The organism is Klebsiella sp. C360 (assembly GCF_048822415.1).
Classification (GTDB): Bacteria; Pseudomonadota; Gammaproteobacteria; order Enterobacterales; family Enterobacteriaceae; genus Klebsiella; species Klebsiella quasipneumoniae.
The window spans coordinates 291282-308513 of the sequence record NZ_JBMEZZ010000004.1 but is presented as its reverse complement, the minus strand read 5'-3'; the positions used below and the strand labels follow the sequence as shown (position 1 = coordinate 308513).

The following is a 17232-nucleotide window of genomic DNA, read 5'->3' as shown; positions in this document are numbered from 1 at the left end:
GTTTGCGGCTGGTAAGGTTTCCCTCAGAGCGTAGCTGGATTACTCTGTCAGCCACCTCATAACAGGGACAGCCTTGCAGGAGATCTATGACCATTCGCATCGCGATTAATGGCTTCGGTCGTATTGGACGCAACGTGGTTCGTGCGCTATATGAATCCGGGCGCCGTGCGGAAATCACCGTGGTGGCTATCAATGAGCTGGCGGATGCTGCGGGCATCGCGCATTTGTTGAAATATGACACCAGCCATGGCCGTTTCGCCTGGGATGTTCGTCAGGAGCGCGAGCAGCTGTTTGTTGGCGATGATGCCATCCGGCTGCTGCACGAGCCGACCATTGCGGCGCTGCCCTGGCGCGAGCTGGCGGTAGACGTGGTGCTCGACTGCACCGGCGTTTACGGGAGCCGTGAACACGGTGAGGCGCACCTGCAGGCTGGGGCGAAGAAAGTGCTCTTCTCCCATCCCGGCGGCAACGACCTCGACGCGACGGTGGTGTACGGCGTCAATCAGGATGAACTCCGCGCCGAGCATCGCATTGTCTCCAACGCCTCCTGCACCACCAACTGCATTATTCCGATCATTAAACTGTTAGATGATGCCTATGGCATCGAGTCCGGCACCGTCACCACCATTCACTCGGCGATGCATGACCAGCAGGTGATTGACGCCTACCATCCGGATCTCCGGCGTACCCGCGCGGCCAGCCAGTCGATCATTCCGGTGGATACCAAACTGGCGGCAGGGATCACCCGTATTTTCCCGCAGTTTAATGACCGTTTTGAAGCGATTGCCGTGCGGGTGCCGACGATAAACGTGACGGCAATTGACCTGAGCGTGACGGTTAAAAAACCGGTAAAAGCATGTGAAGTCAACCAGTTGCTGCAAAAAGCAGCACAAGGTGCATTTCATGGTATAGTTGACTATACGGAATTACCGTTGGTCTCAACAGATTTTAACCACGATCCGCACAGCGCCATCGTCGATGGCACGCAAACCCGGGTCAGTGGCGCGCATCTGATCAAAACGCTGGTCTGGTGCGATAACGAATGGGGCTTTGCTAACCGAATGCTCGACACGACGTTAGCGATGGCGGCTATTGGTTTCAGGTTCGACGCGTAAACGTCGACAAAACTTTATGAATCAACGAGAGGATTCACCATGTCTGTAATTAAGATGACCGATCTGGATCTGGCTGGTAAACGCGTTTTTATCCGTGCGGATCTGAACGTACCAGTTAAAGACGGGAAAGTAACCAGCGACGCACGTATCCGTGCCTCTCTGCCGACCATTGAACTGGCGCTGAAGCAGGGCGCGAAAGTCATGGTTACTTCTCACCTGGGTCGTCCGACCGAAGGCGAGTACAACGAAGAATTCTCTCTGCTGCCGGTTGTTAATTACCTGAAAGACAAACTGTCCAGCCCGGTACGTCTGGTTAAAGACTACCTGGACGGCGTGGAAGTCGCTGCCGGCGAGCTGGTGGTGCTGGAAAACGTTCGCTTCAACAAAGGCGAGAAAAAAGACGACGAAGCGCTGTCCAAAAAATACGCCGCGCTGTGCGACGTGTTCGTGATGGACGCTTTCGGTACCGCGCACCGCGCGCAGGCTTCCACCCACGGTATCGGCAAATTTGCTGACGTGGCGTGCGCAGGCCCGCTGCTGGCCGCTGAACTGGACGCGCTGGGTAAAGCGCTGAAAGAGCCGGCTCGTCCGATGGTCGCTATCGTCGGTGGTTCTAAAGTATCCACCAAACTGACCGTGCTGGATTCCCTGTCTAAAATCGCTGACCAGCTGATCGTCGGCGGCGGTATCGCCAACACCTTTGTTGCCGCTCAGGGCCACAACGTCGGTAAATCCCTGTACGAAGCGGATCTGGTTGATGAAGCCAAACGCCTGCTGAGCACCTGCGATATCCCGGTTCCGACTGACGTTCGCGTCGCGACCGAGTTCTCCGAAACCGCAACGGCGACTCTGAAATCTGTTAACGACATTAAAGATGACGAGCAGATTCTGGACCTCGGCGACGTTTCCGCACAGAAACTGGCTGACATCCTGAAAAACGCCAAAACCATCCTGTGGAACGGCCCGGTTGGCGTATTCGAATTCCCGAACTTCCGTAAAGGGACTGAAATCGTGGCTAACGCTATCGCGGACAGCGAAGGTTTCTCCATCGCCGGCGGCGGCGACACCCTGGCAGCGATCGACCTGTTCGGCATCGCTGACAAAATTTCCTACATCTCCACTGGCGGCGGCGCGTTCCTTGAATTCGTCGAAGGCAAAGTCCTGCCGGCAGTAGCGATGCTCGAAGAGCGCGCTAAGCAGTAATTCAGTTCAGGCGGGGAAACCCGCCTGTTTTTCAGCGCGCTTAAGGGCTCGCGAACCTTCTTCAACGGTCGAAGATACAGATACAGGACTAAGTAACATGTCTAAAATTTTTGATTTCGTAAAACCGGGCGTCATCACTGGCGACGACGTTCAGAAAGTGTTCCAGGTAGCGAAAGAAAACAACTTTGCACTGCCGGCGGTAAACTGCGTAGGTACTGACTCCATCAACGCCGTTCTGGAAGCTGCTGCGAAAGTTCGCTCTCCGGTTATCGTTCAGTTCTCTAACGGCGGCGCGGCGTTCATCGCAGGTAAAGGCGTGAAAACTGACGTTCCTCAGGGTGCTGCTATCCTCGGCGCTATCTCTGGCGCGCACCACGTGCACCAGATGGCTGAGCACTACGGCGTGCCGGTTATCCTGCACACTGACCACTGCGCGAAGAAACTGCTGCCGTGGATCGACGGCCTGCTGGACGCGGGTGAAAAACACTTCGCCGCTACCGGCAAACCGCTGTTCTCTTCTCACATGATCGACCTGTCTGAAGAGTCTCTGCACGAAAACATCGAAATCTGCTCTAAATACCTGGCGCGCATGGCCAAAATGGACATGACCCTGGAAATCGAACTGGGTTGCACCGGTGGCGAAGAAGACGGCGTGGACAACAGCCACATGGACGCTTCCGCCCTGTACACCCAGCCGGAAGACGTGGATTACGCGTACACCGAGCTGAGCAAAATCAGCCCGCGCTTCACCATCGCCGCTTCCTTCGGTAACGTACACGGCGTGTACAAACCGGGTAACGTCGTTCTGACCCCGACTATCCTGCGCGACTCTCAGGAATATGTTTCCAAGAAACACAACCTGCCGCACAACAGCCTGAACTTCGTCTTCCACGGCGGTTCCGGTTCTTCCGCTCAGGAAATCAAAGACTCCGTTAGCTACGGCGTAGTGAAAATGAACATCGATACCGACACCCAATGGGCAACCTGGGACGGTATCCTGCAGTACTACAAAACTAACGAAGCTTACCTGCAGGGCCAGCTGGGCAACCCGAAAGGCGAAGACCAGCCGAACAAGAAATACTACGATCCGCGCGTATGGCTGCGTGCTGCACAGACTTCCATGGTGACTCGTCTGGAGCAGGCATTTAAAGAGCTGAACGCGATCGACGTTCTGTAAGAAAAATCTGTTTCTTACCCTGAAGCCCGCAGTAATGCGGGCTTTTTTATTAGCTTAACAACAGGATAGCGCGGCAGAAAACTGTGATCCATTTGGCAAAACGTGCACTTATTGTTTACCCTATAACCTGACTGCCCTGTCGCAGGCTGAGTTATTTACTTCCCCCTGGGGGATTCATAAGGAATGTTAAATGGAAGATTTGAACGTTGTCGATAGCATCAACCACGCCGGGACGTGGCTGGCACGCAACCAGGAGCTGCTGCTGAGCTATGCCGTCAACATCGTCGCGGCTATCGCTATCCTGATCGTCGGGATGATCGTGGCGCGCGTCGTCTCTAACACCGTCAACCGCCTGATGCTGGCGCGTAAAATTGACGCCACCGTTGCCGATTTCCTCTCCGCGCTGGTGCGCTATGCGGTTATCGCCTTTACGCTGATTGCCGCCCTGGGCCGCGTGGGCGTGCAGACCGCCTCGGTCATTGCGGTGCTGGGCGCCGCGGGTTTAGCCGTCGGTCTGGCGCTGCAGGGGTCTCTGTCTAACCTCGCGGCTGGCGTACTGCTGGTGATGTTCCGCCCGTTCCGCGCCGGTGAATATGTCGATCTCGGCGGCATTGCGGGTACCGTACAGAATGTGCAGATTTTCTCCACGACCCTGCGCACCGTCGATGGCAAAATCGTGGTGGTGCCGAACGGCAAAATTATCGCCGGCAACATCATTAACTTCTCCCGCGAACCGGCGCGCCGCAATGAGTTTATTATCGGCGTCTCTTACGATGCCGATATCGACAAGGTGAAGCAGCTCCTGACCTCGATTATCGAATCTGACGATCGTATTCTGCGCGATCGGGAAATGACGGTGCGCCTGAACGAACTCGGCGCCTCGTCGGTGAACTTCGTGGTGCGCGTGTGGAGCAAAAGCAGCGATCTGCAAAACGTCTACTGGGATATCCTCGAGCGCATCAAGCGTGAATTTGACGCCAATGGCATCAGCTTCCCTTATCCGCAGATGGATGTTCATGTGGTGCGCCTGCCGGAAAAAGCCGAGTAAACCACTACTCAGTGACTCAGGCCGGCCATGCCGGCCTTTTTTAATGGCTCATTATTAGCTTTGCTTATTAATGATTAATACTTTCAATTTCCGCTAATAATTTATTCGCGTTATAGTCAGCGCCACTCTCGAAGACAGCGGAAAAATCCTCATGTTTACCTATTACTTTCAGGGCCTTGCCCTGGGAGCGGCAATGATTTTGCCGCTTGGCCCACAAAATGCTTTCGTGATGAACCAGGGCATCCGTCGTCAGTATCACCTGATGATTGCCTTGCTGTGCGCCGTCAGCGACTTGCTGCTGATCTGCGCCGGCATTTTTGGCGGCAGCGCGCTGCTGATGCAGTCTCCCTGGCTACTGGCGCTCGTGACCTGGGGCGGCGTGGCCTTTTTACTGTGGTACGGGTTTGGCGCGCTGAAGACGGCGTTCAGTCAGAATCTTGAGCTCGCCAGCGCCGAGGCGATGCAGCAGGGGCGCTTGAAAATCATTATCACTATGCTGGCGGTCACCTGGCTGAATCCGCACGTTTATCTGGATACGTTTGTGGTGCTGGGCAGCCTGGGAGGCCAGCTGGCGGTGGAGCCGAAGCGCTGGTTTGCGCTGGGAACCATTAGCGCCTCTTTCCTGTGGTTCTTTGGGCTGGCGCTGTTGGCCGCCTGGCTGGCGCCGCGGCTGCGTACCGCCAGAGCCCAGCGGATCATCAACATTGTGGTCGGCGCCGTCATGTGGTTTATTGCGTTTCAGCTGGCAAAAGAGGGCGTCGCCCATATCCAGGCGTTGCTCAACTAAGCGTTGTCCGATGGACTTTCCTGCTGTACGCGCTAAGCTTGCTGGCATGCGTCCCGTAAGGGCGATTTAAGTAACATGGAGAAACGACAGTGAAGTTAAAAGTCTTAGCCCTGGCGGCAACACTCGGATTTAGCACGATGGCGGCACAGGCAAGCGAATTGCCGGACGGTCCGCACATTGTGACTTCAGGCACAGCAAGCGTTGCTGCGGTTCCGGATATCGCTACCCTGGCGATCGAAGTGAACGTGGCGGCAAAAGATGCCGCATCGGCAAAAAAACAGGCTGACGATCGCGTTGCGCAATACCTCTCTTTCCTCGAAAAGAGCGGCATTGCGAAAAAAGACATCAACTCGGCGAATCTGCGTACCCAACCTGATTACGACTATCAGAACGGGAAAAGCATTCTGAAAGGCTATCGCGCGGTGCGCACCGTCGAAGTGACCTTGCGCCAGCTGGATAAACTCAACGGTCTGCTGGATGGCGCCCTGAAAGCCGGTCTGAACGAAATTCGCTCCGTCTCGCTGGGCGTTGCGCAACCGGACGCCTACAAAGATAAAGCGCGTAAAGCGGCGATCGACGACGCCGTGCACCAGGCGCAGGAGCTGGCCGCAGGTTTCCACAGCAAGCTGGGGCCGGTGTACAGCGTACGCTACCATGTCTCTAATTATCAGCCGAGCCCGATGGTTCGCATGATGAAGGCCGCTGACGCTGCGCCGGTTTCCGCCCAGGAAACCTACGAGCAGGCGACTATCCAGTTTGACGACCAGGTCGACGTCGTGTTTGAACTGCAGCCGGCGCAGGCCGCGGCTCCGGCGAAACCGGCTGAAGCGCCGAAACCGGCCCAGTAAACGAGAGAAACAAAAAAGCCACTTCAGCGAAGTGGCTTTTTTTATGCCCGCGGTTTAATCCTGACGCAGCACCTTGTGACCGTAGTCGATGAGCGCATCGGTCACCCGCCGCATCATACGGCTTTCCGGGGCAAAGCGGTGCCAGTAGAGCATACGGCGCTGAAACAGGCCGGGAGTGAGGTCGATAAGCTCGCCGCTGTTGAGCTCTTTTTCGATCTGCAGATGCGGGATCATACAGCAGGTAGTGCCCTGGCGCGCCAGCTGGACGAAGGCTTCCGACGAGTTGACGATATGGCAGGGGACGCTGCCCGGCGGTAGGTCGAAGTTTTGCTGCAGAAAGGCCTGATGCATATCGTCCAGATGGTCGAAGGCGACGACCGGGGCTTTCAGCAGCGCCGAACGCGTTACGCCGTTCGGGAAGTAGCGTTGCGCAAACTCTTTTGAGGCGACAAACAGGTAATCGAGCGCGCCGAGCTGATCCACCAGGCAGCTTGGCAGCGCCTGCGGCTGGATACTTACCGCGCCGACCACTTCGCCACGGCGCAGGCGTTCCTGGGTGCGGGTTTCATCTTCCACCTGCAGGTTGAGACGAATAGGGGAGTCCGACAGCACATTAGCCAGCGCCGGCAGCAGCCAGGTCGCCAGACTGTCGGCGTTCACCGCCAGCGACAGCAACAGCGGCGTGGAGCCAGTCTGCTCGTCGCCCAGCCACTCCTCTTCCAGCAGTTCAACCTGGCGCAACAGAGCCAGCAATTTTTGTCCTTGCTCGGTTGGGCGCGGCGGCACGGTACGTACCAGTAGCGGCTGGCCGAACATATTTTCCAGCTGCTTAATTCGCTGTGAGACGGCGGACTGGGTAATACATAGCTTCTGCGCGGCGCGCTCAAATCCTCGTTCTCTAATCACCGCGTCCAGCGCTTGTAGTGTCCTGTAGTCCGGTCGTTTCATTATTCTGGCGTGCCCCCATAACTAATCGTTATCTCGCACTATGACATAAATTTTTATTTGATACAGACGAAATTGGTCTGCTCTGTTGTGTGATCTGCATCGCAGGGACATTTCCACTGTCGATGTTCTATAATGCGCCACAGGCATTCACATCTCGGACCATTATTATGACGCAGGATGAACTGAAAAAAGCGGTAGGTTGGGCAGCGCTGCAATACGTACAGCCAGGGACCATTGTGGGCGTTGGCACCGGCTCGACGGCGGCCCATTTTATTGACGCGCTGGGCACCATGAAAGGGCAGATCGAAGGGGCGGTCTCCAGCTCCGATGCCTCCACCGAGAAGCTGAAAAGCCTCGGGATCACCGTCTTCGATCTCAACAGCGTCGATCGCCTGGGGATCTACGTTGACGGCGCGGATGAGATCAACGGTCACATGCAGATGATCAAAGGCGGCGGCGCGGCGCTGACCCGTGAGAAGATCATCGCTTCGGTGGCCGATAAATTTATCTGCATCGCCGATGCCTCCAAGCAGGTCGATATTCTGGGCAAATTCCCGCTGCCGGTTGAAGTCATTCCGATGGCGCGCAGCGCCGTTGCACGCCAGCTGGTCAAGCTGGGCGGTCGTCCGGAATACCGTCAGGGCGTGGTGACCGATAACGGCAACGTGATCCTTGACGTGCACGGCCTGGAAATTCTCGATGCTATCGCGCTGGAAAACGCGATTAACGGCATTCCTGGCGTCGTGACCGTAGGGCTGTTCGCCAATCGCGGCGCCGACGTGGCGCTGATCGGCACCGCTGACGGTGTGAAAACCATCGTAAAATAGTCTGTCCGCAGGGAGCCAACCGGCTCCCTCGCAAATATTTTTTCACCTGGTGCAATTTAGTGACTTCTGTCACATTTGTGCAACCATTCTGATTAACGCGCTACCGTTCATTATCTTTCTGGTGTTTTGTCCTGCCATTTCCTTCTGAATGACATTTCTTCAGGACGGCGACGCAAACGTTCATATTGCCGCGATAGTTTTTTTTGATATGTTGCTGAGACGAACTTTCGTTCAGCACGACATCAGTTAAGACAAAACAGGACGGGGAAATGGCTAAGGTATCACTGGAAAAAGACAAGATTAAATTTCTGCTGGTTGAAGGTGTGCATCAAAAGGCAATCGATAGCCTTCGCGCGGCAGGTTACACCAACATTGAATTTCATAAAGGCGCGCTGGATTCCGAACAGCTGAAAGCGTCGATCCGTGATGCCCATTTCATCGGCCTGCGTTCCCGTACCCATCTGACTGAAGAGATTTTCGCCGCGGCGGAAAAACTGGTTGCCGTCGGCTGCTTCTGCATCGGTACCAACCAGGTGGATCTGAACGCCGCCGCGAAGCGCGGTATTCCGGTGTTTAACGCGCCATTCTCCAATACCCGTTCGGTGGCCGAGCTGGTGATCGGTGAGCTGCTGCTGCTGCTGCGCGGCGTGCCGGAAGCCAACGCCAAGGCGCATCGCGGCGTATGGAATAAGCTGGCGGTGGGGAGCTTTGAAGCGCGCGGCAAGAAACTGGGGATTATCGGTTACGGCCACATCGGCACCCAGCTCGGCATTCTGGCGGAATCGCTGGGGATGCATGTCTTCTTCTATGATATTGAAAACAAACTGCCGCTCGGCAACGCTACTCAGGTACAGCATCTCTCCGACCTGCTGAACATGAGCGACGTGGTCAGCCTGCACGTGCCGGAAAACGCCTCCACCAAAAATATGATGGGCGCGGAAGAGCTGGCGCTGATGAAGCCGGGCGCGCTGCTGATCAACGCCTCCCGCGGTACCGTGGTGGATATTCCGGCGCTATGCGATGCGCTGGCGAGTAAGCATCTGGCCGGGGCGGCAATCGACGTCTTCCCGACCGAACCCGCGACCAACAGCGACCCCTTCACTTCGCCGCTGTGCGAATTTGATAACGTGATCCTGACTCCGCATATCGGTGGCTCCACTCAGGAAGCGCAGGAGAACATCGGTCTGGAAGTGGCCGGCAAACTGGCCAAGTACTCTGACAACGGGTCAACCCTGTCGGCGGTCAACTTCCCGGAAGTTTCTCTGCCGCTGCACGGCGGACGCCGTCTGCTGCACATCCATGAGAACCGGCCGGGCGTCCTGACCGCCATCAACCAGATCTTCGCCGCGCAGAGCATCAACATTGCCGCCCAGTATCTGCAAACGTCGCCGCAGATGGGTTACGTGGTTATTGATATCGAAGCGGAAGAAGACGTTGCCCAGCAGGCGCTGCAGGCAATGAAAGCGATCCCGGGGACTATCCGCGCCCGTCTGCTGTTCTAATCATTTTTGCCTCTCGGGCAGGTCGCGTACCTGCCCGTTTTTTTGTTAATAATTTCCAGGCTGAATTTCTCGTCCCCGCGTACCTACCAACACCAGGTTTTGCCCGGGGTGATCACCGCCGGCAGCGGGATATCCCACTCTTCGCTCGGCAGGGTGTCCACCTGCTGGCAGTCGTGCGCGTAGCCCACCGGCTGCAGGCGATACTGCTGCCAGTTTTGCAGCGTCCGGTCGTAAAAACCGCCACCCATCCCCAGCCGTTGGCCGCCGGCATCGAAGGCCACCAGCGGGGTGACCAGCACATCGAGTTCAGCGAGCGGCAGCACGTCGCGCACGTCGAGCTTCGGTTCGCGGATCTTCAGGCGATTCACTATCAGTTCGCTCTGCGGATGGTAATGTAAAAACAGCAGGTTACCGGGGCTAAACGGATGCAGCACCGGGAGATAGACTCGCTTACCGGCCCGCCAGAGCTGGTCGATCAGCGGTTGGGTGTCCAGCTCGCCGTCAAAGGAGAGAAACAGCGCCACGGTGTGGGCGAGAACCACCGGCGGCCAGGCCATCATTCGCTCTGCGGCCTGCAGGGCAAACTGCCGCTGTTGCTCAGGGCTGAGCGCGCGTCGACGCTCGCGGATCTGCTGGCGAATGTGCTGGCGGGAGAGCAGGGTATCGGGCTGTAGAGTCATGCAGGTCTCATGGCGAGCAGGCGTAACAATAGAAAACAGTGTAATACAGTGCGGCATCAGCCGAAAACAGGCGTGGGGAAATAATGCGAGGTAAGGAAGGGAATCTCCGAGATGCCGCCGCAGGCTGTAACCCTTGAACCCTTGGTTCAAGGTGAATGTGTCGTCACAGTTTTAAGGCTTCTCGGACGGACCGAGCATGCTCACCAACCGTGGAGCGCCACATTCTTGTGGTATGAAATATCGGCTCAGGGGACTGGCCCGCTTGCAAACATCTCAGAGAAATTTTGTTCCTGGAGTTACTCTAACACAGTTAACTGCAAAGTGTTATTCAAACTTCGACCCTGGTCTTTCGCTTATGCGACCTTGCTCAAGCAATGCTTGCTCGATGGTCTGCTGAAGCATGCGAATGCGCTGCTCCATACTGGAAGCGTAGTCGCGGGTCTTCGCTTTTTCCTGAGTCAACTCATAGCTGATGTTCAACGCGGCGATGAAGACCAGCTGCTCAGTATTTGTGACTCTAGTGCGTTCTTTTAAATCTTGCAACCGCTGATTAAGGTCTTCAGCTGCCTGATTCAGGGCATCCCTTTGTTCAGGCGGGCAATTCACTCGCAGTGAACGGCCGAAAATTTGGAGATCTACGGGTTGTGCAGACATGCCACCTTCCTGCTGATTGACTGCGCTGCCTTCACACCCTGACCCGGGTCTGCGAAGGGGCGACACTATAGCTACCCTGGTGCGAAGATACAAGCCCTATTCTGGTTCACCAGGGTCCAAAGTGGTAGCATACCATGAATATTCCTCCCAACGATGACGAATGCGCATGTCTATACAGAACGAAATGCCTGGTTACAACGATGTAGACCAGTTACTGAACCAACAAGGGGTAGGGCTTACCCCGGCCGAGATGCACGGTTTGATCAGCGGATTACTGTGCGGCGGCAACACGGACAGCAGCTGGCAGCCGCTGGTGCACGACCTGACCAACGAAGGTCTCGCCTTCGGCCATGAGCTGGCCCAGGCGCTGCGTAACATGCATTCCGCCATCAGCGACTCACTGGATGACGACGGCTTCCTCTTTCAACTGTATCTGCCGGAAGGCGATGCGGTGAGCGTCTTTGACCGCGCCGACGCCCTCGCCGGCTGGGTCAACCACTTCCTTCTCGGCCTTGGCGTTAGCCAGCCGAAGCTGGATAAAGTGAAAGACGAAACCGGGGAAGCGATTGACGATCTGCGTAATATTGCCCAACTGGGCTACGATGAAGACGAAGATCAGGAAGAGCTGGAGATGTCTCTGGAGGAGATTATCGAGTATGTCCGCGTAGCCGCACTGCTGTGCCACGACACCTTTGCGCGTCAGCAGCCAACCGCACCGGAAGTCCGCAAACCGACATTACACTAACTAAAATTCGTTCAGGGGGCGTCATGACTCAGCAGGAATTTCTCTCGCGTCGCCAGGCGCTGTTGGCGCAGATGCAGCCAGGCAGCGCGGCGCTGATTTTCGCCGCACCGGAAGCGGTGCGCAGTGCAGATTCGGAATATCCCTACCGGCAGAACAGCGATTTCTGGTACTTCACCGGCTTCAACGAACCGGAAGCGCTGCTGGTGTTGATTAAAAGCGATGAAACCCACAACCATAGCGTGCTGTTCAACCGGGTTCGCGATCTGACCGCTGAGATCTGGTTCGGTCGCCGTCTGGGCCAGGAGGCCGCGCCGGCGAAGCTGGGCGTTGACCGGGCGCTGGCGTTCAGCGAAATCAACCAGCAGCTGTATCAGCTGCTCAACGGTCTGGACGCTATCTATTTTGCCCAGGGCGAATATGCCTATGCCGATGAGATTGTGTTCAACGCCCTCGAAAAACTCCGCAAAGGCTCGCGGCAGAACCTGCAGGCGCCGAACTCGGTGATCGACTGGCGGCCCATTGTGCATGAGATGCGCCTGTTCAAATCCGCGGAAGAGCTGGCCGTGATGCGCCGCGCCGGGGAGATCAGCGCCCTGGCCCATACCCGGGCGATGGAAAAATGCCGCCCTGGCATGTTCGAGTATCAGCTGGAGGGCGAAATTCTCCATGAATTCAATCGCCACGGCGCGCGCTTCCCCTCCTATAACACCATCGTTGGCGGCGGCGAAAACGGCTGCATTCTGCACTACACCGAAAACGAATCTGAACTGCGCGACGGCGACTTAGTGCTGATTGACGCCGGCTGCGAGTATCGCGGCTATGCCGGCGACATTACCCGCACCTTCCCGGTGAACGGCAAATTCAGCCAGCCGCAGCGCGAAATCTACGATATCGTGCTGGAATCGCTGGAGACCGCGCTGGAACTCTATCGCCCGGGCACCTCAATCTGCCAGGTGAACCAGGAAGTGGTGCGCATTATGATCACCGGCCTGGTGCGGCTGGGGATCCTCAAAGGCGAGGTTGACGAGCTGATCGCCAACAATGCCCACCGCCCGTACTTTATGCACGGTCTGAGCCACTGGCTGGGGCTGGATGTACACGATGTCGGTCACTACGACACCGACCGTTCTCGCGTCCTGGAGCCGGGGATGGTGCTGACCGTCGAACCGGGGCTGTATATCGCCGCCGACGCCGACGTGCCGGCGCAGTACCGCGGCATCGGCATCCGTATTGAAGATGACATCGTCATTACCGAAGACGGCAACGAAAATCTCACCGCCGGCGTGGTGAAGAAGGCAGATGAGATCGAAGCGCTGATGGCGGCGGCGCGCCAGTCATGAGCGTGCTGATCGTCGGCGGCGGGATGACCGGGGCGACGCTCGCCCTGGCCATCTCCCGTTTGACCGGCGGCGCGCTGCCGGTCCATCTGATTGAGGCGCAGGATCCCCAGTCGGCTCGCCATCCCGGCTTCGACGACCGGGCGATCGCCCTGGCCGCCGGCACCTGCCAGCAGCTGGCGCGCATCGGTGTCTGGCAACGTCTCGCCGAGCGGGCGACGGCTATCCAGCGGGTACACGTCAGCGACCGCGGCCATGCCGGTTTTGTGAATCTGGCGGCGGCGGATTATCGCCTGCCGGCGCTGGGTCAGGTGGTTGAACTCCACGATGTCGGCCAGCGACTGTTTAGCCTGCTGCGCGAGGCGCCGGGCGTGACGCTGCATTGCCCGGCGAAGGTGGCAGCGGTCAGCCGCAGCCAGGAGAGCGTCAGCCTTACCCTTGACGGGGGCGAAACGATCAGCGGCAAGCTGCTGGTGGCGGCGGACGGTTCGCGTTCGTCGCTGGGCGCCCGCTGCGGCATCAGCTGGCAACAACAGCCCTATGAGCAACTGGCGATTATCGCCAACGTAAGCACCGCGCTGCCCCACGAAGGCCGCGCTTTCGAACGTTTTACCGAGCATGGCCCGCTGGCGATGCTGCCGATGTCGCAAGGGCGCTGCTCGCTGGTGTGGTGTCATCCGCAGTCGCGCCGCGACGAGGTGCTGAGCTGGTCTGACGAACGCTTTTGTCAGGAGCTGCAGCAGGCGTTCGGCTGGCGTTTGGGGCGCATTACCCACGCCGGGAAGCGCAGCGTCTATCCGTTGGCCCTCACCACCGCCAGCCGCGCGGTGTCGCACCGCCTGGCGCTGGTCGGTAACGCGGCGCAGACGCTGCACCCGATTGCCGGGCAGGGCTTTAATCTCGGCCTGCGCGATGTGATGAGTCTGGCGGAGCTGCTCGCTGACGCCCATCTCAGCGGCGAAGATGTCGGCCATTATCCGCTGCTGTGTCGCTATCAGGCGCGCAGAACAGGGGATAAAGCCGCCACCATCGGCGTGACCGATGGGCTGGTGCATCTGTTTGCCAACCGTTGGGCGCCGCTGGTGGCGGGGCGCAATGTCGGTCTGATGGCCATGGAATTATTTACCCCGGCGCGCGATGCGCTGGCGCAGCGTACCCTCGGTTGGGTTCCCCGTTAAGGAGTAGAACGTGCAAAGTGTTGATGTTGCCATTGTTGGCGGTGGAATGGTGGGGCTGGCGGTAGCCTGCGGTTTACAGGGCAGCGGCCTGCGCGTCGCGGTGCTGGAGAAAGCGGAGCCGCAGCCGCTGGCTGCCGATGCGCCGCCGGCGCTGCGCGTGTCGGCAATAAACGCCGCCAGCGAAAAGCTGCTGACGAAGCTGGACGTCTGGCGCGAGATCGTTGCCCGACGCGCCAGCTGCTATCACGGAATGGAAGTGTGGGACAAAGACAGCTTCGGCCGCATTAGCTTTGATGACCAGAGCATGGGCTTCAGCCATCTGGGCCATATTATTGAAAACGCCGTGGTGCATTATGCGCTGTGGCAGAAGGCGCAGCGCTGCGCCGACGTCACCCTGCTGGCGCCTGCGCAACTGCAGCAGGTGGCGTGGGGCGAAAATGAGGCCTTTCTCAGCCTGCAGGACGGCAGCATGCTCACCGCGCGTCTGGTGATCGGCGCCGATGGGGCGAATTCGTGGCTGCGCAATAAAGCCGATATTCCGCTGACCTTCTGGGATTACCATCATCACGCGCTGGTGGCGACTATCCGTACCGCTGAGCCGCATCAGGCGGTGGCGCGCCAGGTATTTCATGGCGACGGGATCCTCGCCTTCCTGCCGCTCTGCGATCCGCACCTGTGCTCTATCGTCTGGTCGCTGTCGCCGGCGGAGGCGCAGCGGATGCAGAAGGCTGATGAAGCCACCTTTAACCAGGCGTTGAATATCGCCTTCGATAATGGCCTTGGCCTCTGCCAGCTGGAAAGCGCACGTGAAGTCTTCCCGCTGACCGGCCGCTATGCCCGCCAGTTCGCCGCCCACCGCCTGGCGCTGGTCGGCGATGCCGCGCATACCATCCACCCGCTGGCCGGGCAGGGCGTCAACCTCGGCTTTATGGATGCCGCCGAGCTTATCGACGAACTGAAGCGTCTGCACGCCCAGGGCAAAGATATCGGCCAGCATCTTTATCTGCGCCGCTACGAGCGCAGCCGCAAGCACAGCGCCGCGCTGATGCTGGCGGGTATGCAGGGCTTCCGCGACATGTTTTCCGGTAGCCATCCGGCGAAGAAGTTCCTCCGCGACATGGGGCTGAAACTGGCCGATACGCTGCCGGGCGTGAAACCGCGGCTGATTCGCCAGGCGATGGGCCTCAACGATCTGCCTGCCTGGTTACGTTAACCGCGTCACACTTCTTTCACCCGGCCTGCGCGCCGGGTTTTCCCCCTCATTTGAAATATTCTAATTTCACCTCTTTTTTCGCATTAGTTTTATTAATGCGTCCTTTTTTTTGTTAAAGAAATTAGGGCTATAAAATCGCATAAAACACCATCATTCCCTAATTTGAGCCGCGGTATTGTTAATTTTATGTGGCGTAAATCGCTTTTTTCCAGTCAATAACTCTGTAGGCTTTTCGGCGGATTTTAGTCATAAGCTAATGTGATGCCCTGAATGAGCTTATGGTTTAGCGCCGGGTTCGGTGGTAAGTTCAGGCAAAAGAGAACGTTTGCGTCGGTGTCCGTCAGCGATGCCGACGCCCCATTTCGTGGCGAAAAATCGCCGACAATCTCGTGGCTGGTTCCGTTTTATTCGATGAGGAAAAGATGGCTCAACAGACTCCGTTGTATGAACAACACACGCTGTGCGGCGCGCGCATGGTGGATTTCCATGGCTGGATGATGCCGCTGCATTACGGATCCCAGATTGATGAGCACCATGCGGTGCGCGGCGACGCAGGCATGTTCGATGTGTCGCATATGACCATCGTTGATTTCCACGGCAGCCGGACCAGAGAGTTCTTGCGCTATTTGCTGGCCAACGACGTGGCGAAGCTCACCACCCCGGGCAAAGCGCTCTACACCGGCATGCTGACCGCCTCCGCCGGCGTCATCGACGACCTGATTGTCTATTTCCTCTCTGAAGATTATTTCCGCCTCGTTGTTAACTCCGCCACCCGCGAAAAAGACCTCGCCTGGATTTCCGAACAAGCTGAACCTTACGGCCTTGAAATCATCGTTCGCGACGATCTGTCGCTGATCGCGGTCCAGGGGCCGCAGGCGAAAGCGAAGGCGGCGACGCTGTTCACCGACGCGCAGCGTCAGGCCGTGGAAGGTATGAAGCCGTTCTTCGGCGTGCAGGCCGGCGAGCTGTTTATCGCCACCACCGGCTATACCGGCGAAGCGGGTTATGAAATCGCCATGCCGAACGAGCAGGCGGCGGATTTCTGGCGCGGTCTGCTGGGCGCTGGCGTTAAGCCGTGCGGTCTCGGCGCGCGCGATACCCTGCGCCTGGAGGCCGGGATGAACCTGTATGGCCAGGAGATGGACGAAGGCGTCTCTCCGCTGGCGGCGAATATGGGCTGGACTATTGCCTGGGAACCGGCGGATCGTAACTTTATCGGTCGCGAAGCGCTGGAGATGCAGCGTGAAAAGGGCACCGAACAGCTGGTTGGCCTGGTGATGACCGAGAAAGGCGTCCTGCGCGGCGGCCTGCCGGTACGTTTTACCGATAGCGACGGTACTCAAAAAGAAGGCATTATCACCAGCGGCACCTTCTCGCCGACCCTGGGCTACAGTATCGCGCTGGCTCGCGTGCCGGCCGGGATAGGCGACACCGCGGTGGTGCAAATTCGTAACCGTGAAATGCCGGTAAAAGTGACTAAACCTGGTTTTGTACGCAATGGCAAAGCCATTGTGTGATTTCCCTTTTTTGGAGATGAATTGATGAGCAACGTACCAGCAGAACTGAAATACAGCAAAGAACACGAGTGGCTGCGTAAAGAAGCGGACGGCACCTATACCGTCGGGATCACCGAGCATGCGCAGGAGCTGCTGGGCGATATGGTATTCGTTGATCTGCCGGAAGTGGGCGCCACCGTTGAAGCGGGCGCCGATTGCGCGGTTGCCGAATCCGTGAAGGCGGCTTCCGATATTTATGCCCCGATCAGCGGTGAAATCGTTGCCGTTAACGAAGAGCTGAACGACTCGCCGGAACTGGTCAACAGCGACCCGTACACCGACGGCTGGATCTTCAAAATCAAAGCCAGCGATGAAGCGCAGGTTGCCGCGCTGCTGGATGCGACCGCCTATGAAGCTCTGTTAGAAGACGAATAAATACGTTTCATCCTTCACGCTGCAGGGGCGTTGGCTTCC

Annotated in this window: 17 protein-coding genes and 1 other RNA gene; 14 read left to right on the top strand and 4 right to left on the bottom strand. The window is 57.8% G+C overall.

What is annotated here, in order from left to right:
• The first annotated feature begins 86 nt into the window (after positions 1-86).
• From epd to ACOI7D_RS13375, 6 genes are all read left to right on the top strand, one after another.
• On the top strand, positions 87-1115 hold the full coding sequence (gene epd, locus ACOI7D_RS13400) for an erythrose-4-phosphate dehydrogenase (protein ID WP_004205289.1): 1029 nt from the start codon (positions 87-89) through the stop codon (positions 1113-1115).
• Between the two features lie 39 nt (positions 1116-1154).
• On the top strand, positions 1155-2318 hold the full coding sequence (gene pgk / locus ACOI7D_RS13395; protein WP_023290986.1) for a phosphoglycerate kinase: 1164 nt from the start codon (positions 1155-1157) through the stop codon (positions 2316-2318).
• Positions 2319-2415: 97 nt separating this feature from the next.
• Positions 2416-3495 carry a class II fructose-bisphosphate aldolase gene (fbaA, locus tag ACOI7D_RS13390; protein ID WP_008806452.1) on the top strand — a complete coding sequence of 360 codons (1080 nt, stop codon included), beginning with the start codon at positions 2416-2418 and terminating at the stop codon, positions 3493-3495.
• A 190-nt stretch (positions 3496-3685) separates the two neighbouring features.
• Complete coding sequence (locus tag ACOI7D_RS13385) at positions 3686-4543, top strand: small-conductance mechanosensitive channel MscS (protein ID WP_023290985.1); 858 nt, start codon at positions 3686-3688, stop codon at positions 4541-4543.
• A 151-nt stretch (positions 4544-4694) separates the two neighbouring features.
• Complete coding sequence (gene argO / locus ACOI7D_RS13380; RefSeq protein WP_109546949.1) at positions 4695-5330, top strand: arginine exporter ArgO; 636 nt, start codon at positions 4695-4697, stop codon at positions 5328-5330.
• An 89-nt stretch (positions 5331-5419) separates the two neighbouring features.
• Positions 5420-6178 carry an oxidative stress defense protein gene (locus tag ACOI7D_RS13375; protein WP_023290983.1) on the top strand — a complete coding sequence of 253 codons (759 nt, stop codon included), beginning with the start codon at positions 5420-5422 and terminating at the stop codon, positions 6176-6178.
• A gap of 54 nt (positions 6179-6232) precedes the next feature.
• Here the strand turns inward: ACOI7D_RS13375 and argP are convergent, their stop codons facing one another.
• Positions 6233-7126, bottom strand: coding sequence for a DNA-binding transcriptional regulator ArgP (argP, locus tag ACOI7D_RS13370; RefSeq protein WP_002916497.1), 894 nt, complete (start codon positions 7124-7126; stop codon positions 6233-6235).
• Positions 7127-7293: 167 nt separating this feature from the next.
• On the opposite strand from argP, the gene rpiA reads away from it, so the two are divergent.
• The gene (gene rpiA, locus ACOI7D_RS13365; RefSeq protein WP_002916495.1) at positions 7294-7953 is read left to right on the top strand and encodes a ribose-5-phosphate isomerase RpiA; all 660 of its coding nucleotides are present in this window, start codon (positions 7294-7296) and stop codon (positions 7951-7953) included.
• A gap of 269 nt (positions 7954-8222) precedes the next feature.
• Entirely contained in the window at positions 8223-9455 is a 1233-nt protein-coding gene (gene serA, locus ACOI7D_RS13360) for a phosphoglycerate dehydrogenase (RefSeq protein ID WP_008806446.1), read from the top strand.
• Positions 9456-9538: 83 nt separating this feature from the next.
• Here the strand turns inward: serA and ACOI7D_RS13355 are convergent, their stop codons facing one another.
• From ACOI7D_RS13355 to zapA, 3 genes are all read right to left on the bottom strand, one after another.
• Positions 9539-10135, bottom strand: coding sequence for a 5-formyltetrahydrofolate cyclo-ligase (locus ACOI7D_RS13355; RefSeq protein ID WP_072413555.1), 597 nt, complete (start codon positions 10133-10135; stop codon positions 9539-9541).
• 99 nt (positions 10136-10234) lie between these two features.
• Positions 10235-10418, bottom strand: a non-coding RNA gene (ssrS, locus tag ACOI7D_RS13350) — 6S RNA.
• A gap of 41 nt (positions 10419-10459) precedes the next feature.
• Positions 10460-10789, bottom strand: a complete 330-nt coding sequence (zapA, locus tag ACOI7D_RS13345; protein WP_004205298.1) for a cell division protein ZapA — start codon at positions 10787-10789, stop codon at positions 10460-10462.
• 166 nt (positions 10790-10955) lie between these two features.
• Here zapA and ACOI7D_RS13340 point away from each other — a divergent pair, with 166 nt between their 5' ends.
• The 6 genes from ACOI7D_RS13340 (at position 10956) to gcvH (ending at position 17193) form a co-directional block, all read left to right on the top strand.
• The gene (locus tag ACOI7D_RS13340) at positions 10956-11534 is read left to right on the top strand and encodes a YecA family protein (RefSeq protein ID WP_002916486.1); all 579 of its coding nucleotides are present in this window, start codon (positions 10956-10958) and stop codon (positions 11532-11534) included.
• A 23-nt stretch (positions 11535-11557) separates the two neighbouring features.
• Positions 11558-12874, top strand: a complete 1317-nt coding sequence (pepP, locus tag ACOI7D_RS13335) for a Xaa-Pro aminopeptidase (RefSeq protein ID WP_004205299.1) — start codon at positions 11558-11560, stop codon at positions 12872-12874.
• Complete coding sequence (gene ubiH, locus ACOI7D_RS13330; RefSeq protein WP_065805879.1) at positions 12871-14049, top strand: 2-octaprenyl-6-methoxyphenyl hydroxylase; 1179 nt, start codon at positions 12871-12873, stop codon at positions 14047-14049. The genes pepP and ubiH overlap by 4 nt, the downstream gene beginning before the upstream one ends.
• A gap of 10 nt (positions 14050-14059) precedes the next feature.
• Complete coding sequence (ubiI, locus tag ACOI7D_RS13325; RefSeq protein WP_109546950.1) at positions 14060-15262, top strand: FAD-dependent 2-octaprenylphenol hydroxylase; 1203 nt, start codon at positions 14060-14062, stop codon at positions 15260-15262.
• 422 nt (positions 15263-15684) lie between these two features.
• Positions 15685-16779, top strand: coding sequence for a glycine cleavage system aminomethyltransferase GcvT (gene gcvT, locus ACOI7D_RS13320; RefSeq protein WP_044524690.1), 1095 nt, complete (start codon positions 15685-15687; stop codon positions 16777-16779).
• A 24-nt stretch (positions 16780-16803) separates the two neighbouring features.
• A complete protein-coding gene (gene gcvH, locus ACOI7D_RS13315; RefSeq protein ID WP_023290979.1) occupies positions 16804-17193 on the top strand; it encodes a glycine cleavage system protein GcvH in 390 nt (129 codons plus the stop codon).
• The last annotated feature ends 39 nt before the right edge of the window (positions 17194-17232 follow it).

What these genes read in the sequence shown, in the direction of transcription:
- epd (WP_004205289.1), top strand. Translation starts at nt 87, where the DNA reads ATGACCATTCGCATCGCGATTAATGGCTTCGGTCGTATTGGACGCAAC.
- gcvT (WP_044524690.1), top strand. Translation starts at nt 15,685, where the DNA reads ATGGCTCAACAGACTCCGTTGTATGAACAACACACGCTGTGCGGCGCG.
- ACOI7D_RS13385 (WP_023290985.1), top strand. Translation starts at nt 3,686, where the DNA reads ATGGAAGATTTGAACGTTGTCGATAGCATCAACCACGCCGGGACGTGG.
- zapA (WP_004205298.1), bottom strand. Translation starts at nt 10,789, where the DNA reads ATGTCTGCACAACCCGTAGATCTCCAAATTTTCGGCCGTTCACTGCGA.
- serA (WP_008806446.1), top strand. Translation starts at nt 8,223, where the DNA reads ATGGCTAAGGTATCACTGGAAAAAGACAAGATTAAATTTCTGCTGGTT.
- fbaA (WP_008806452.1), top strand. Translation starts at nt 2,416, where the DNA reads ATGTCTAAAATTTTTGATTTCGTAAAACCGGGCGTCATCACTGGCGAC.
- pgk (WP_023290986.1), top strand. Translation starts at nt 1,155, where the DNA reads ATGTCTGTAATTAAGATGACCGATCTGGATCTGGCTGGTAAACGCGTT.
- gcvH (WP_023290979.1), top strand. Translation starts at nt 16,804, where the DNA reads ATGAGCAACGTACCAGCAGAACTGAAATACAGCAAAGAACACGAGTGG.
- argP (WP_002916497.1), bottom strand. Translation starts at nt 7,126, where the DNA reads ATGAAACGACCGGACTACAGGACACTACAAGCGCTGGACGCGGTGATT.
- argO (WP_109546949.1), top strand. Translation starts at nt 4,695, where the DNA reads ATGTTTACCTATTACTTTCAGGGCCTTGCCCTGGGAGCGGCAATGATT.
- ubiH (WP_065805879.1), top strand. Translation starts at nt 12,871, where the DNA reads ATGAGCGTGCTGATCGTCGGCGGCGGGATGACCGGGGCGACGCTCGCC.
- pepP (WP_004205299.1), top strand. Translation starts at nt 11,558, where the DNA reads ATGACTCAGCAGGAATTTCTCTCGCGTCGCCAGGCGCTGTTGGCGCAG.
- ACOI7D_RS13340 (WP_002916486.1), top strand. Translation starts at nt 10,956, where the DNA reads ATGTCTATACAGAACGAAATGCCTGGTTACAACGATGTAGACCAGTTA.
- ACOI7D_RS13355 (WP_072413555.1), bottom strand. Translation starts at nt 10,135, where the DNA reads ATGACTCTACAGCCCGATACCCTGCTCTCCCGCCAGCACATTCGCCAG.
- rpiA (WP_002916495.1), top strand. Translation starts at nt 7,294, where the DNA reads ATGACGCAGGATGAACTGAAAAAAGCGGTAGGTTGGGCAGCGCTGCAA.